The 14,483-nt window shown below is 72.2% G+C and carries 13 protein-coding genes and 3 pseudogenes; 3 read left to right on the plus strand and 13 right to left on the minus strand.

Going from position 1 to position 14,483, the window contains the following annotated elements:
• From B277_RS07375 to B277_RS19530, 12 genes and pseudogenes are all read right to left on the minus strand, one after another.
• A pseudogene (locus B277_RS07375) lies at nucleotides 1-305 on the minus strand (hypothetical protein); the annotation flags it as partial.
• Nucleotides 302-877: a hypothetical protein gene (locus B277_RS18150; protein WP_007926813.1), complete on the minus strand. Its 576-nt coding sequence runs from the start codon at nucleotides 875-877 to the stop codon at nucleotides 302-304. The gene B277_RS18150 and the pseudogene B277_RS07375, both read right to left, overlap by 4 nt.
• Before the next feature lie 53 nt (nucleotides 878-930).
• Nucleotides 931-2,724 (minus strand): transglutaminase family protein, encoded by a 1,794-nt coding sequence (locus tag B277_RS19520; RefSeq protein WP_007926814.1) that lies wholly within the window; start codon nucleotides 2,722-2,724, stop codon nucleotides 931-933.
• Between the two features lie 67 nt (nucleotides 2,725-2,791).
• Nucleotides 2,792-4,549, minus strand: a pseudogene (locus B277_RS20290) (transglutaminase family protein); the annotation flags it as partial.
• 370 nt (nucleotides 4,550-4,919) lie between these two features.
• Nucleotides 4,920-5,663, minus strand: a complete 744-nt coding sequence (locus tag B277_RS07390) for a hypothetical protein (RefSeq protein ID WP_007926817.1) — start codon at nucleotides 5,661-5,663, stop codon at nucleotides 4,920-4,922.
• On the minus strand, nucleotides 5,660-6,424 hold the full coding sequence (locus tag B277_RS07395; RefSeq protein WP_007926818.1) for a hypothetical protein: 765 nt from the start codon (nucleotides 6,422-6,424) through the stop codon (nucleotides 5,660-5,662). Before B277_RS07395 ends, B277_RS07390 begins: the two co-directional genes overlap by 4 nt.
• A complete protein-coding gene (locus tag B277_RS07400) occupies nucleotides 6,421-7,128 on the minus strand; it encodes a hypothetical protein (protein WP_007926819.1) in 708 nt (235 codons plus the stop codon). The genes B277_RS07395 and B277_RS07400 overlap by 4 nt, the downstream gene beginning before the upstream one ends.
• 43 nt (nucleotides 7,129-7,171) lie before the next feature.
• Nucleotides 7,172-7,927 carry a hypothetical protein gene (locus B277_RS07405; RefSeq protein WP_007926820.1) on the minus strand — a complete coding sequence of 252 codons (756 nt, stop codon included), beginning with the start codon at nucleotides 7,925-7,927 and terminating at the stop codon, nucleotides 7,172-7,174.
• On the minus strand, nucleotides 7,924-8,670 hold the full coding sequence (locus B277_RS07410) for a hypothetical protein (protein WP_007926821.1): 747 nt from the start codon (nucleotides 8,668-8,670) through the stop codon (nucleotides 7,924-7,926). Before B277_RS07410 ends, B277_RS07405 begins: the two co-directional genes overlap by 4 nt.
• Nucleotides 8,667-9,425, minus strand: coding sequence for a hypothetical protein (locus B277_RS07415; RefSeq protein ID WP_007926829.1), 759 nt, complete (start codon nucleotides 9,423-9,425; stop codon nucleotides 8,667-8,669). The genes B277_RS07410 and B277_RS07415 overlap by 4 nt, the downstream gene beginning before the upstream one ends.
• 68 nt (nucleotides 9,426-9,493) lie before the next feature.
• Nucleotides 9,494-9,850 carry a VOC family protein gene (locus B277_RS19525; RefSeq protein WP_274517173.1) on the minus strand — a complete coding sequence of 119 codons (357 nt, stop codon included), beginning with the start codon at nucleotides 9,848-9,850 and terminating at the stop codon, nucleotides 9,494-9,496.
• 54 nt (nucleotides 9,851-9,904) lie between these two features.
• A pseudogene (locus tag B277_RS19530) lies at nucleotides 9,905-10,108 on the minus strand (4a-hydroxytetrahydrobiopterin dehydratase); the annotation flags it as partial.
• Between the two features lie 131 nt (nucleotides 10,109-10,239).
• Between B277_RS19530 and B277_RS15935 the strand changes: the two are divergent.
• Nucleotides 10,240-11,697 carry an HAD-IB family hydrolase gene (locus B277_RS15935; RefSeq protein WP_007926833.1) on the plus strand — a complete coding sequence of 486 codons (1,458 nt, stop codon included), beginning with the start codon at nucleotides 10,240-10,242 and terminating at the stop codon, nucleotides 11,695-11,697.
• Between the two features lie 9 nt (nucleotides 11,698-11,706).
• Here B277_RS15935 and B277_RS07430 read toward each other — a convergent pair whose 3' ends face one another.
• Nucleotides 11,707-12,417, minus strand: coding sequence for a FadR/GntR family transcriptional regulator (locus B277_RS07430; RefSeq protein WP_007926836.1), 711 nt, complete (start codon nucleotides 12,415-12,417; stop codon nucleotides 11,707-11,709).
• A gap of 135 nt (nucleotides 12,418-12,552) precedes the next feature.
• Here B277_RS07430 and B277_RS07435 point away from each other — a divergent pair, with 135 nt between their 5' ends.
• Together B277_RS07435 and B277_RS07440 are read left to right on the plus strand one after the other, a co-directional pair.
• Entirely contained in the window at nucleotides 12,553-13,953 is a 1,401-nt protein-coding gene (locus B277_RS07435; RefSeq protein WP_007926838.1) for a GntP family permease, read from the plus strand.
• Nucleotides 13,953-14,477: a gluconokinase gene (locus B277_RS07440; RefSeq protein ID WP_007926840.1), complete on the plus strand. Its 525-nt coding sequence runs from the start codon at nucleotides 13,953-13,955 to the stop codon at nucleotides 14,475-14,477. The genes B277_RS07435 and B277_RS07440 overlap by 1 nt, the downstream gene beginning before the upstream one ends.
• The last annotated feature ends 6 nt before the right edge of the window (nucleotides 14,478-14,483 follow it).

Consider the following 14,483-nt stretch of genomic DNA (forward strand, 5'->3'; position numbering starts at 1 on the left):
GCGCGGACGTTCTCCACGGCCTTGCGCGCGGTCGCGTCGATCTTCGCGGTACCGAAGTCGAAGAGGATGTCGCTGAGCAAGGTCACCGTCGTCGTGCTGCCGGTCGTGACGGTGTCGACGAGGGGCTGGACGGAGTCGTCGACGGACCAGGTGCGCACGGAGCGCTCGATGTGCTCGTCCGTCCACGTGTGCACGGACTCATCGATCAGCTCCTGGCGGGGCTCGGGCAGGTCATCGGGACCATCGCTGGCTGCTCCGGTTCCCAGGGTGACCGCCGCAGCGAGCAGCCACGCAGTCGTGCTCATCGCTTGACCGGCACGTCGGTGAAGGCAGGCCACCCGTCCTTGACCAGCACGTCGAAGCTGTCGACGTCGTCCTCGGGGGCGGCGTGCTGCGACCAGGCGATGATCGTCTCCCCGCTGGCTGCGTCGGTCTTGACCTCGTCGATGGCCCAGCTGTCGCTCAGCTCCCTGATGACCGAGTAGACCTTGAGGTTGTCCCGGTCGACAAGCTGCGGGCTGTAGGGGGTCTGAGCGAAGATCCGGTAGAGGTTCACCGTGTCGCCGCCCTCGAACTTCGGGGTCACGGCGATGCGCAGCGTCTGGACCTTGCCCTCGACCTCGAGCGGGAAGACGCGCAGCTCGATCTCGATGTCGCTGCCGGGGTTCTTCACCGTCTGGGTGGCCGCCGCGTCGTCGAGGTCGATGTCCTCGACGCCGGCGTCGTTGACGACCTGGGTCGACTCCTCCCCGCCACCGCCACCGGAGGAACCGGACTCACCCCCGCCCCCGTCGGAGTCACCGGAGCAGCCGGCGAGGACGAGTGTGACGACGGCTGCCGCGGTGACGCTGAGACGGCGGATGAATGGATGCTTCATGACGGCCCCCCGGTCGATGGTTGGGACGAAAGTAGCAGCAGCCGACGTGCTCGTCAGCGCTCGGCGACCGGCCCCTCTGCGGTGATCTCGACGACCGGCTCGCCGTCCGTGGGCGGCATGCCCGCGTCGACGGCCTCCGGGGGCGGCGTCGCGAAGTCGTCCTCCGTCGCCGGCTGCCGGTCCGTGCCGGGGAAGCGGCGCAGGTCGAGCGTGACCGGGAAGTCGGTGACCGCCGGGCCGAAGCCCCGCATCGGGTCGGGCAGCGCGGCGACGTCGACCGGCCCGGGGGTGTGCCCCGCGGTGACGAAGCGCGCGGCGCGGCGCGACTCGGCCGAGGCGGCGTTGACGGGGAAGGTGTCGTACGAGACGCCGCCGGGGTGGGTCACGTGGTAGGTGAAGCCGCCGAGCGAGCGCCCCGACCACCGGTCGACGAGGTCGAAGACGAGCGGGCCGTGCACGCCGATCGTCGGGTGGAGTGCCGACGGGGGAGCCCAGGCCCGGTAGCGCACGCCACCGACGAAGGCGCCGGTGCTCCCCTTCGCCCCGACGGGCCCGCCCCAGCCCTGCTCGGCGACGGGGACCATGGGCACGGGCACGCCGTTGCACGTGACGACGTGCCGCCCCTCGACGAGGCCGACGGCGCGGACCTGGACCTTTTCGACCGAGGAGTCGACGTAGCGGGCGGTGCCGTACTGGCTGACCTCTTCGCCGAGTACGTGCCAGGGTTCGATGGCGGTGCGCAGCTCGAGCTCGACGCCGCCGACGACGGTGTCGCCGAGCCGCGGGAAGCGGAACTCGAGGAAGGCGTCGAACCACGCCGGGTCGATGCGGCCGGCCCCGGCCCTCTCGAGGTAGCGGTTGACGTCGTCGAGCACGTCGCGCAGGTCTGCGGCGACGAAGGCCGGCAGGAGGTACCGGTCGTGCAGCCGGGTTCCCCAGTGGACGAGGGGTGCGGTGTACGGCTCCGCCCAGAAGCGGGCGACGAGGGCGCGCACGAGGAGCGCCTGCAGCAGCGCCATCCGCGGGTGGGGCGGCATCTCGAAGCCGCGCATCTCGAGCAGCCCGAGCCGGCCGCGCTCCGAGCCGGGCGCGAAGAGCTTGTCGATGCAGAACTCCGAGCGGTGCGTGTTGCCCGTGATGTCGGTCAGCAGGTGGCGCAGCAGCCGATCGGCGAGCCACGGGCGCGTGTGCCGCTTGGGGCGGTGGTCCTCGTCGAGGGGCTCGGTGATCGCCTCGACGTCGTGCTCCATCGCGATGACGTGCTCGAGCTGGGCGAAGGCGATCTCGAGCTCGTAGAGCGTGTCGGCGCGCCCTTCGTCGACGCGTGGCGCCTGTGAGGTCGGCCCGATGAAGCGCCCCGAAAACAGGTAGCTCAGGGCGGGGTGGTGCTGCCAGTACGTGACGAGCGAGCGCAGCAGGTCGGGGCGGCGCAGCATCGGGCTGTCGGCGGCGGTCGTGCCACCGAGGGTGAGGTGGTTGCCTCCGCCGGTGCCGGTGTGCGAGCCGTCGAGGTCGAACTTCTCCGTCGACAGGTGGATCTGGCGAGCGTGCTCGTAGAGCGACTCGGTCTGGCTGACGAGCTCGCCCCACGAGCTCGTCGGCGACACGTTGACCTCGATGACGCCCGGGTCGGGCGTCACTGACATCGTGCGCACGCGGTCGTCGCCGGGCAGGGGGTAGCCCTCGAGGACGACGGGCACCCCGAGCTCGGCGGCGGCAGCCTCGACGGCGGTGACGACCTGCAGCGCGTCCTCGAAGCGCTCGACGGGCGGCAGGAAGACGAAGAGGTGCCCGTCGCGGTGCTGCACGACGAGGGCGGTCCGCGGCGACTCGTCGATCGGCAGCACCTGCGCCGGGTCGACGGCGACGTCCGGGAGCGTGCTCGGGTCGAGGGCGGGCAGCGCTCCGCGTGGCTCGAAGGGGGGACCGCTCGGGGACCGCGGGTCCCTCGCTCCAGGCGATGGAGGACAAGGGCAGCCGTAGCCCGGCAGGGGAGTCACCGGGCACGAGGGCGAGGAAGCCGCGGCGGGTGCGCCAGGTCGTCGTGGCCCAGCCCTCGCCGTCTGGCGCCGGGAAGATCGGCAGGACCCAGGCCGCGGGGGTGTCGGGGTCGACCTGCGTGTCGATCTCGGCGAGGGCTGCGGCTCGGGCGGCCTCGTCGGAGGCCGCCTCGTCGTCGGGTGCGAGGTCGCCGGGCGTCGGGGCCTCGCCGGTGGGGCGTCGGGCCTCGAGCACGAGCTGTTGGAGGGGGTCCTCGAGGGCGGCGACGAGCTGCTCGGTGGGCACACCGAGGCGGCGGGCGACGCCGACGACCAGGTCGCGCGCGAGACCGGCGGCCGTGCTGCTCCCGGACTCCTGACGCACGGGGCCCCACGGGTCGTCGAGCAGGTCGGGGTCGTGCCACAGGGGCTCGCCGTCCACGCGCTCGGCGAGGCCGATCTGCCAGCGCGGCAGCGGTTCGCCGGGGTACCACTTGCCCTGGCCGTGGTGGCGCAGCGTGCCGGGCCCGGAGAGGCGGCGGGCCAGGGCCATGGCGAGCTCGCGCTTTTCGTCGCCGTCGGCGGCGGTGTGCCACTGCGGGTCCTTGGTCCCGCCGGCCGCGACGAAGGTCGGCTCGCCGCCCATCGTCAGGCGGACGTCGCCCTGCGTCAGGAGCTCGTCGACGGACTCGCCGAGCGCGGTGATCGCGGCCCACTGCTCGTCGCTCACCGGGTGGGTGACGCGGGGGTCCTCGGCGAAGCGGGTCACCGTGTTGGCGAAGTCGAAGGTCACCTGCGTCGGGGCGGTCGCGCCGCTGATCGGGGCGGCCGACGCGGGGTGCGGCGTGCACGAGAGGGGGATGTGCCCCTCGCCGCAGAGCAGGCCGGAGGTCGCGTCGAGCCCGATCCACCCGGCGCCGGGGACGTAGACCTCGGCCCAGGCGTGCAGGTCGGTGAAGTCCTCGGCCGGACCATTGAGGCTGTCGTCGCCGACGGCGCTCAGGTCGGAGGTCAGCTGCACGAGGTAGCCGGAGACGAAGCGGGCCGCGAGCCCGAGCTGCCGGAGCGCGGAGACGAGCAGCCAGGCGCTGTCGCGGCAGGAGCCGATGCCGCGCTCCAGGGTGTGCTGCGGTGTCTGCACGCCGGCCTCGAGCCGCACGGTGTAGTCGACGCTCTCGCGCACGGCCCGGTTGAGGGCGACGATGAAGTCGACGATGCGGGTGCCCTCGCCCGGCGCGGCATCGCGCGGCGCGGTGAGGAGAGTCGGCAGCACGCGCTCGAGCCAAGCGGTGACCTCGGGGGCGGGTCCGCTCCCTTCGCCGGCGTCGTCGACGGGCTGGAGGTAGGGGGCGAGGTCGTCGCGGACCTGCTGCGGGTAGGCGAAGGGGAAGGTCGCGGCCCAGTCCTCGACGAAGAAGTCGAAGGGGTTGATGACCGTCATGTCCGCCGTGAGGTCGACGGTGATCTCGAGCCGGGAGACCTTGTCGGGGAAGACGACGCGGGCCAGCCAGTTGCCGAAGGGGTCCTGCTGCCAGTTGAGGAAGTGGCCGGCCGGCTCGATCCGCAGGGAGTAGCTGGGGATCGGCGTGCGCGAGTGCGGCGCCGGCCGCAGCCGGATCGTGTGCGGGTAGACGTGCACCGGCTCGGCGAACTCGTAGGACGTGCGGTGCTCGAGGGCTACGCGGATGGTCACGTACCCACCTTAGGTGCGGGGAGCTCGCCGAGCGTGGTGCCGTGCTATGTCGCGAGGTTGTCGAGGGCCTCGCGGGCGTACTGCTCGAGGTCGGTGCCGCCGATGACCTCTTCGGCCGCGCTCCGGACGGTGGAGGTCTGCTCGCCCACGGGGTCGACGGTCCGCGGTGAGACCCCGTGTGGAGGAGGCCACGCAGGCGGTGGTGACGGCGCCCGCGGGCAGGTCGGGCACGGCGGCGTCCACCTCCGCCTGGGTGAGCTGCCGGCCGTGGTCCTTGGTCTGGGCCCTGCACGTGGTCTCGTCGTCGCTGGCGAAGGGAGGCGCGCACCCGTGAGCAGGGCCGCGGCGGCGGCTCACGCGCCGAGCACGGTCACTGGTGCTCCAGCTGGTCGAGCACGGTCGTCGCGTGGTCCTGCAGCACCTGGAAGGTCATGCTCTCGTCCCAGTGGGAGACGGTGACGGTGATGAGGTTGTGGCCAGCCCGGACGACGAGGTAGTCGTTGTAGAGCCGCACGGTCTTGCGGTCCTGCTGGGCCAGCTGGGTGATGCGGACGGCGAAGCCCTGGTCGCCGAGCGGTGGTGCGGGGCGGCCGTCGGCCCAGAGGCGGTCGTCGAACCGTCCCGTGTCACCCAGCCCGGTCATGCTGAAGGCCGAGCACTCGCCGAGCGCCGCGCCGGCCCGGTCGAGCAGGTCGGGGCCGATCTCGTCGGGGAAGGAGTCGATCCCGACGCTGATCTGGCGGCCACCGTCGGTCTGGACGTACCAGGCCGTCGTGGCCGAGGCGACGCGGTCGGTGATCAGCTCGTCGTAGGTCGGCCCGATCCGCAGGACCTCGAGGCAGGACTCGGGGTCGGTCTTGCGGTGGCTCGCGGTGACCTCGGTCGAGCGCTCCTGCGCTCCCTGCGGGCGCTCGGGCAGGGCCGCCTCGGCGTCGGCCTGGCTCAGCTCGCGCCCGGCCCGCTCGTGCTGCGGCCCGATGTTCGCCGAGCTCGACGAAGGGGATGAGCTGCTGGGGTCGTCCGTCGCGAGCGTCGGGATGCACCCGGCGAGCGGGATGGTGAGGGCTGCGGCGAGACCGGCGGTGATCCGGCGGGGGCTGGCGGGGCGGCTCACGACTGCTCCAGTCCGTCGACCGCCGCGCGGGCCGCGGACTCGGTGACCTGCGAGTCGGGGGTGCCGTTGTAGGTGCCGTTGGCGATGGTGACGGTGTTGTGGCCGATCTTGATGACGACGAAGTCGATGGTGAAGGTCTCCATCGTCTGGCGCACGGTGAGCCGCATGGCGAGCGTGCGGTCACCGAGGGTGGGGAAGGCCAGCGGCTCGGCCTCGTAGCTGCTCGTGTTGCCGGTGTCGCGCTGCTTGACGTCGAAGCTCGCGCAGTCGGTGATGGTCTGCCCGGCCTCGTCGAAGAGCTGCGACGGGTAGGGGTCGTCGAAGGAGTAGGCCCACACCCCCATGTGGTGCCGCTCGGTCCCCGGGGGCTGGGGGTTGTCGGTGCGCCGCAGGTTGGTCTGGACCCGGGCCCGCTGCGTGGCCCGGACGGAGTCCCAGCCCGGCCCCTTCTGCAGCAGGGGCGCGCAGGTCGCCGGGGTGACGTCGGCGCTCTGCGTCTCGGTGACCGTGGTGACGGGGTCCTCTCCCCAGCCGTCGCCCACCTCGTCGGCCGAAGGGAGGGCCGCGCGCAGTCCCCCTTCGTCCAGCGGGCGACCGGATCCGGTGAGGGTGCCGAGGTCCTCGCCCTCGCTGCCCTGGGAGCTGCCCGGGTCGGGCGTCGACGTGCCCGTCGTCGTCGGCTGGATCCGGTCGCGCAGGCCGCACCCGGCGAGGGCCAGGGATGCTGCGGCGGCCAGGGCGACCGGTCGGCGGAGGCTCACAACGCGTCGAGGTTGTCGACGGTGGTCTTGGCGAAGGTCTCGACGGCGGTCGGCTCGTACCTCGAGGCGGGGCCGGCGCTGTAGACGACGTAGACGAGGTTGTTGCCGACCGACACGCCCGCGATCTGGATGACCCCGCCACGGAAGATGTCGCCCTCCGTCGTGGCCTCGACCCGGGTCGTGTAGGTGCGGTCACCCAGCTGGGGGAAGGCGACGCGCGAGAGCTTCCACGACGTCGTGCCCTCCTTGTCGATGAGCTGGAAGGTGCCGCACTGGCTCTCGGCGGCGCCGGCGTCGTCGAAGAGCTGCGCCGGGACGGGTTGGTCGTGGCTGGAGACGGTCACGCTGAGGTAGCCGCCCTCGCTGCCGACGAAGTTGGCGGTGCGGCGTGCCGTGCGGTGGGTGCCCAGCTCCTTGCCGGCGGTGCCGGCCAGGCGCACGTCGAGGCAGGTGGCGGGGTAGGCCGTCGCCTCGGGGTCGGAGGGGGCGCCCTCGTCGGTCTCAGGGCTGAAGCCCTCGGGGATCTCGTCCTCGCCGGGGAGCACCGAGGCGATCTGCTCCTCCGTCAGCTGCCCGGCCCCGACCTTGGCGGTGCTCGGGTCGCCGGTGGGGTCGTCGTCGGCGAGCGTGGGGATGCAGCCTGCGACGAGCGCGAGCGCGCCGAGCATCACGAGTCCGCGGGCTGCGGTGCGGGGGTGCCCCATGTGTCTCCCTTCGTCCGCCGCCCCGAGTGTAGGGCGCGGGCGGTCAGTCGAGGGCGTCGAGGACGCCCTGCGCATAGGTGCCGAGTCGGGTGTCGTTGTCTTGCGAGTAGCCCGAGACCATGCGGACGTTGATGAGGTTGTGCCCGCTGCGCACCCACAGGTAGTCGACGGCCGCGTCGAACTGCGGCCGTCCGATGCGCACGCCGAAGGCCTGGTCGCCGATGGCCTGCGTCGGGATGCTCGTCGCCTCCCACTCGCCGAGGGCGTCCTCCTCGGTGAGCGCCCTGTCGTGCGTGGCGCACTCGCCCACGGCGGCGCCGGCCGCGTCGAAGATCTCCTGCGGGTAGGGCGCGTCGTGGCTGACGATGCGCACGGACAGCTGGGGGGAGAACTGGTCGCGCGGCTCGGTGTAGAGGATGCCGCCGCGGGCGGTCCGGTGCCCGTCGGCGAAGGCTCGCGCCTCCGGCGAGTCGAGGTAGATCGCCGAGCAGTCCGCGGGCTCGGTCCTGAGCTTCCCTGCGTTCGCGAAGGTCACCCCGTCCGAGTCGACCGGGTAGGGGCCCTCGTCCTCGCCGGGCAGGGCGGCGTCGACCTCGGCCTGGGTCAGCTCGCGCTGCGCGCGACTCGACGCCGTCGACGACGAGCTGCCCGGGCTGCTCGTCGTGCCCTCGCCGGAGCTCCCGGTGCTGCTCTGGGCGCTGCTCGAGGGGGCGGGGGTGGGCTCGTCGCCCCCGCAGGCCGACAGGCCGAGCGCCACGACGGCCAGGGCCGGTGCGAGGCGTCGGGCAGGCAGGGTCACGGCGTCTTCTTCAGCTCGTCGATGACGCCCTGCGCGTAGGTGTCGAGGTCCTGGTCGTTGTCCATGCGCCAGGTCGTCGTCATCCGCACGCTGATGAGGTTGTGGCCGCTGCGCACCCACAGGTAGTCGACGCCGAGGTCCATCTGCGGGTCGCCGAGGCGTACACCGAAGCTCTGGTCGCCGACCGTGGGGGTCGGGATCGCCGTGGCGGCATTGCGCACGCTGTTGGCCTCGGGCTCGAAGCGGGTGTCGTAGGTGGCGCACTCGGCCAGGGCCGAGCCGGCCTGGTCGAAGAACTTCGCCGGGTACGGCTCGTCGAAGGTCCACACGGCGACGACGATGCTCGGGGCGTAGCCCTTCTGCTGCTGCCGCTGGTAGCGCACGCCCTCGCCCTGGGTCGAGTGCTCCTTGCTGAAGGTGCGCATCTCCTCGGTCGACATGTACAGGGCCATGCACGACTCGGGGTCGGCGCTGCGCTCCGAGGTCGAGTCGGCGTCGAAGCCGTCGGGGTGCTCCGCGTAGCCGGAGGGCATGTCCTCCTCGCGGGGGAGCGCGGCGCTGATCTGGGCCGCGGTGAGCTCCTGCTGCTCCGGCGCGGTCGGGGCCTCCGCGGCCTCGGTCGTCTCGGTGACGGTCACGGTCGGGGCACCCGAGGCCGGTGACTCCTCGTCGCCGCCGCAGGCGGTGAGGGCCAGGGCCGCGATGCAGGCGAGGGCGAAGGGGGTGGCGCGGCGGGTCGTCATGGGGTCTTCTTCAGCTCGTCGAGGATGTCCTGGGCGATGTCGGCGAGCAGGGTGCCGTCCGAGCCGTCGTCGTCGCCCTCGCCCATGATCGTCAGCACGTTGTGCCCGCTGCGCACGTAGAGACGGTCGGTGGCGCCGGGGCTGCCGTCGCTCGTGAGGCGCACGGCGAAGGCGCGGTCGCCGACCGCGGGCGTGCTGAGCGGCTTCACGTGGCGGGTGGTGTCGCCGTTGCCCCGCTGCCAGCGGTAGCTCTCGCACGAGGTCACCTGCTCGCCGGCGGCATCGAAGACCGACAGCGGGTAGGGCTCGTCGTAGGAGTCGATGTAGACGGCCGTGATCTCCAGGTTGTCGCCGTTGGAGCGGCTGAAACGGATGTTTTCCTTGACCTTGCGGTGGTCCTTCGTGAAGGCCCGGTCCTCGTCGTTGTCGAGCTCGACGGCGGCGCAGCCGGCCGGGTCGTACTTCGGCGGGTCGGTGCTGAAGGTCGAGACGTCGATGCCCCACCCGTCACCCGGCATGTCCTCGACGGTCGGCAGGGCCGCCTTGGCCGTCGCCGAGTCGACCTGCTGCTGCTCCGGCTTGTCGAGGCTCTCCTCCTGCTCCGCCTCCCCACCGGCCTCGCCGCTTTCGCCCTGCGGGCTCGCGGATGCGCTGGTCTCGGCCGGCGGCGGGTCGTCGGAGTCTCCGCAGGCGGCGAGCGTCAGGGCGAGGGAGAGGGCGGCGATGGGGGCCAGGCGGCGGGCGGCACGCGTCATGTGGGTCGTCTTCGTCGTCTCGGTGTCGGAGGGAGGTCGCGCCCACAGGTTCTCACGACTTGCCTGCGTCAGGGGCGCGGTCGCGGGTCGTTGCGCTGGTGCTGCCAGGTGCACACGCACGCCTCGTTGCCGTCCGCGTCGGCGAGGACCCACCACGAGGGGGCGAAGTCGTCCGTCACGAGCCGTCCACCGGCGGCGACCGCCGCCTCGACCCGGGCGAGGGCCTCGTCGTGCGGCACGTACACGTCGAGGTGCAGCCGGTTGCGCCCCTCGCGGGGCTCGCTCTGCTGGAACCAGATCTCCGGCAGCTGCCCGTCCGGGGACGGGAGGACGTCGGGGTCCCCCTTCGCCGGACGGTGCCCGGTGAGGGCGGACCAGAAGGGACGGATCGCGTCGGGGTCGGCGGTGTCGATGCCGATGGTCATCGACACGGCGACCTCGGGGGTGGCCTGCGCGCCGAGGTCGTCGGCGATCCGGCTGATCTCGCCCGCGAGCTCGATGTCGCGCTCGGTGAGGCCGCCGACGTCATGGCTGACGAGGCGCAGGCCGACCCAGTTGTAGCGCAGGTCGATGTCGGGGTGGTGGTCCGCCTCGTCGGCCGCCGCGGCGATCCGGGTCACCAGCTCCACCGCCTCGGTGTAGCCGGCCGTGCGCAGCCGGGTCCGGAGCATGCCGTCGACCTCGCGCCACCCGCGGGGGGGCGCGGTCGTCGACCTGGGTGCTCGTCAGGACGGTGCTGGCGTCATCGCTCATGTGATCCACGTTAGACGTCGCGCGGGTGTCCGTGAGTCCCTCACGTCGATAGCCTCGCGACATGACCGGTGCTGCCTTCTTCGACCTCGACCGCACCCTGCTGCCCAAGGCCTCCGGTCCGGCGCTGTCCGCAGCCATGCGGCAGACCGGGGTCGTCTCGGCCCGGATGCCCGGCGAGGCGCTCCTCTTCGGCTACTTCAACCTCCTCGGCGAGTCCCTCGGGTCGATCGCGCTCGCCCGCCAGGCGGTCCTCGTGGCCAAAGGCAAGCCGGCCGACGCCTTCGACGACGCCGCGCAGCTCGCGGCCGACGTTCTCGAGCCGATGGTCGGGCCCTTCGCCCGGATGCTGATCGACGAGCACCACGAGGCCGGGCGCCCGGTCGTCCTCGCGACGACGACGCCGGAGCACCTCGTCCTGCCGCTCGCCGAGCGGCTCGGCATCGACTACGTCATCGCCACCCGCTACGAGGTCGGTGACGACGGGCGCTTCACGGGACGCAACGACGGGCACTTCGTGTGGTCGATGGGCAAGATCGCCGCCGTCCGCGACTTCGCGGAGGAGGAGGGCATCGACCTGGACGCCTCCTTTGCCTACTCCGACTCGATCTACGACGCGCCCCTGCTGCGGGCCGTCGGCAACCCCGGCGCGGTCAACCCCGACCCGCGCCTGCAGGCCCTCGCCATCGCCGCGCGCTGGCCGGTCCTGCACTTCGACACCTCGCCCGGCGTGATGAAGCTGCCGGTCATCGGCGTGGAGCTGCAGCGTGCCATCGCCCTGCTCTCGCGACCCGAGGTCTTCCCGTACGCGAAGTTCACCGTCCGCGGGACCGAGCACATCCCGGACGCCGGGCCGGCGATCCTCGTCGGCAACCACCGCTCCTACTTCGACCTCGTCGCGATGGCCGTCGCCTTCCGCCGCACGCCCCGCTCGGCGCGCTTCCTCGGCAAGAAGGAGCTCTTCGACGTGCCCGGCCTGGGCACGGTCTTCCGGGCCGGCGGTGGCATCAGCGTCGACCGGCGCCAGGACGACCCCGACAGCCCCGACGCCTTCGCCTCGGCGGTGCGGGCCATCCGCGGCGGCGAGCTCGTCGCGATGATGCCGGAGGGGACGATCCCGCGCGGCATCCCCTTCTTCGAGCCCGGCATGACCGGCTTCCCGGGGGCGGCCCGCCTGGCCCACCTCACCCATGCGCCGGTCATCCCCTTCGCCATCACGGGGACCGAAAAGGTCTGGCCGCGCAGCGCCAAGCTGCCGCGGATGCTCACCAACCCGCTGACCCGGCCGGAGGTGACGGTGACCTTCGGCGAGCCGGTCGAGCTGAAGTACCGGTCGGTGCCGCGCGACATGGAGCGGGTCTTCGACGCCATCACCGACCTGCTGCCCGACGAGGTCCGCACGCCCCCGCGGCCGACCCTGGCCGAGCTGGCCCTGACCTATCCCGACGGGCGGGTGCCGGTCGAGGACCGCTGGTACGCGGCGGACGTCGACGACGACGAGGTCGTCGAGTACGGCGAGTGACCGCCGAGGTCAGCCGACGGCGTCGATCTCGTCCATCGCGTCCTGCGCCTCGGTGACGATCCGCCGGGTCGTCTCCTCCGCCAGGTCGGGGTGGCCGTCGGCGATCGCGCGGGCGACCTCCGCGTGCCAGTCGATCGCGCCCTGCTCGGGGATCGCGGGCATGAGGTCGTGCTCCGTCCGTCCGGTGAGCGCCTCGGCGACGAAGGGGGCGAAGCCCGACAGCAGTGCATTGCCCGACGCCTCGAGCAGGGTCTGGTGGAAGACGATGTCGTGGGCGAGGTAGGCCTGCAGGTCGCCCTCCGGTCCGGTGGCGGCCATCCCCTCGGCGGCCTCGCGCAGACGGGTGGCCTGCTCGGGGGTCGCCCGCTGGGCGGCCAGCCAGGCGGCCTGCGGCTCGACACCGCGGCGCAGCTCGCTCACCTCGCGCAGCTGTGCGAGTCGCTGCGGGCCCTCGAGGCGCCAGCGGATGATGACCGGGCTCAGCGCCTCCCAGGCGCTCTCGGGCTGGATCGTCACCCCCACGCGGCGGCGTGAGGTGACGACGCCGAGCGACTCGAGCACCTTGACGACCTCGCGCACGACGGTGCGGGAGACGCCGTAGCGACCCTCGAGCTGCTCCATCGAGCAGACGTCCCCTGCGGCGAGCGTGCCCGAGGTGAGGTCGGCGCCGATCTGCGTCAGCACGCTGTGGTGCAGGCCCCCGCCCTGCGTCCTCGTCATGCGCCGGATTGTCCCATGCGTGATGGCGCTCCTCCAAGGAATGAGATGACGATTGCTTGCACAATAAGCATACGTTTGCCACAGTGAGTCCGCTGGGCGCCCGCCCGACTCCCTTGTTCACCCGGAGGACCGAAGATGTTTCTCGTCGAGGATGCCGTGCCCGAGCCCGCCTACGGGTCCGGCCCGCTGCTCGCGATCGCCGCGGCAGCCGTGGCGCTGCTGCTCCTGCTCATCATCCGCTTCAAGGTGCACGCCTTCGTCGCGCTGGTGCTCGTCAGCTTCCTCACCGCCCTCGCGACGAAGATCGCTCCCGCCGACGTCGTGACCACCCTGACCGACGGCTTCGGGACGACCCTGGCCTCGGTCGCGCTGCTCGTCGGGCTCGGCGCGATGATCGGTCGCCTGCTCGAGGTCACCGGCGGCGCCCAGGTGCTCGCCGACACCCTCATCACCCGCTTCGGCGAGGACCGGGCTCCCTTCGCGCTGGGTGTGGCCTCGCTGCTCTTCGGCTTCCCCATCTTCTTCGACGCCGGCCTCGTCGTCATGCTGCCGATCATCTTCAGTGTCGCGCGACGCTTCGGCGGGTCGGTCCTGCGCTATGCCCTCCCCGCCGCCGGTGCCTTCGCCGTCATGCACGCCTTCGTCCCGCCGCACCCCGGCCCGGTCGCCGCGGCCGACCTCGTCGGCGCCGACATCGGCCTGCTCCTCGTCTTCGGCCTCCTCGTCGGCCTGCCGACGTGGTTCCTCGCGTCCTACCTCTACGGCGTGTGGGCCGGCAGCCGCTACATGGTCGACGTGCCGGACCTGCTCTCCGGTGGCCCCGTCCCCGAGACGAAGGGGGAGACCCGCCTGCCCTCCTTCGGCCTGGTCCTCGCCGTGCTGCTGCTGCCGATGGTGCTGATCTTCGTCGACACCGGCCTCAACACCCTCGCGACGCAGGGCGTCGTCGACGGTGACGCGACGTGGGTGGCCGCGCTGCGGATCATCGGCAAGACGCCGATCGCCCTGCTCATCACGACGCTCTTCGCGATGGTCGTCCTCGGCTGGCGGCGCCGCTCGATGGCCGACGTCGAGACGATCATGAACGACGCCCTCGCCCCCGTCTGCGCCATCATCCTCATCACCGGTGCCGGTGGGATGTTCGGTGGTGTGCTGCGCGCGAGCGGCATCGGCCAGGCGCTCGCCGAGACCCTCGAGTCCACCGGGCTGCCGGTCATCGTCGCCGCCTTCGTCGTCTCCGCGGCGCTGCGCGTCGCCCAGGGCAGCGCCACGGTCGCGCTGACGACCGCCGCGGGTCTCATGGCCCCGACGATCGAGGCCTCGTCGGGCCTGACCTCGATCGATCTCGTGCTCGTCGTCATCGCCATCGCCGGTGGCGCCACCGTGCTCTCGCACGTCAACGACTCGGGCTTCTGGCTCGTCGGCCGCTTCCTCGGCATGGACGAAAAGACGACGCTCAAGACGTGGACCGTCATGGAGACCCTCATCGGTGGCATCGGCTTCGTCCTCGCCTTCGCGCTGAGTCTGGTGCTGTGATGAGCGTCCACGTCGTCGCGATGGGCGTCTCCGGCAGCGGCAAGAGCACCGTGGCCGAGGGCGTCGTCGAGCGGACCGGCTGGGTCTTCGCGGAGGCCGATGCCTTCCACCCGCAGGCCAACATCGACAAGATGTCGCAGGGGATCCCGCTCACCGACGAGGACCGGTGGCCGTGGCTGCGCGACCTCGCGGCCTGGATGGCCGAGCACGCGGCGCGGGGTGAGGACACCGTCATCACCTGCTCAGCGCTCAAGCGGGTCTACCGCGACGTGCTCCGCGCCGACGTGGCCGCCCTCGGGGCCGGTCACCGGGTCGTCTTCGCGCACCTCGACGGCTCGGCGGAGGTCATCGCCGAGCGGCTCTCGGGGCGTAAGGGGCACTTCATGCCCGCCTCGCTGCTCCAGTCGCAGATCGACACCCTGGAGGACCTCGAGCCCGACGAGGACGGCCTAGAGCTCGACCTCACCGCCGCGCCCGACGACCTTGTCGACCAGGTCATGGCGCAGGTCGTCCCCGCGCGCTGACCCCCT

It is taken from the genome of Janibacter hoylei PVAS-1, from assembly GCF_000297495.1.
GTDB classification, from domain to species: domain Bacteria; phylum Actinomycetota; class Actinomycetes; order Actinomycetales; family Dermatophilaceae; genus Janibacter; species Janibacter hoylei.

Excerpts from the sequence above, each read along its gene's own strand:
- B277_RS18150 (WP_007926813.1), bottom strand. The coding sequence starts at position 877 with ATGAAGCATCCATTCATCCGCCGTCTCAGCGTCACCGCGGCAGCCGTC.
- B277_RS07400 (WP_007926819.1), bottom strand. The coding sequence starts at position 7,128 with ATGGGGCACCCCCGCACCGCAGCCCGCGGACTCGTGATGCTCGGCGCG.
- B277_RS07410 (WP_007926821.1), bottom strand. The coding sequence starts at position 8,670 with ATGACGACCCGCCGCGCCACCCCCTTCGCCCTCGCCTGCATCGCGGCC.
- B277_RS07415 (WP_007926829.1), bottom strand. The coding sequence starts at position 9,425 with ATGACGCGTGCCGCCCGCCGCCTGGCCCCCATCGCCGCCCTCTCCCTC.
- B277_RS19525 (WP_274517173.1), bottom strand. The coding sequence starts at position 9,850 with ATGACCATCGGCATCGACACCGCCGACCCCGACGCGATCCGTCCCTTC.
- B277_RS15935 (WP_007926833.1), top strand. The coding sequence starts at position 10,240 with ATGACCGGTGCTGCCTTCTTCGACCTCGACCGCACCCTGCTGCCCAAG.
- B277_RS07430 (WP_007926836.1), bottom strand. The coding sequence starts at position 12,417 with ATGACGAGGACGCAGGGCGGGGGCCTGCACCACAGCGTGCTGACGCAG.
- B277_RS07435 (WP_007926838.1), top strand. The coding sequence starts at position 12,553 with ATGTTTCTCGTCGAGGATGCCGTGCCCGAGCCCGCCTACGGGTCCGGC.
- B277_RS07440 (WP_007926840.1), top strand. The coding sequence starts at position 13,953 with ATGAGCGTCCACGTCGTCGCGATGGGCGTCTCCGGCAGCGGCAAGAGC.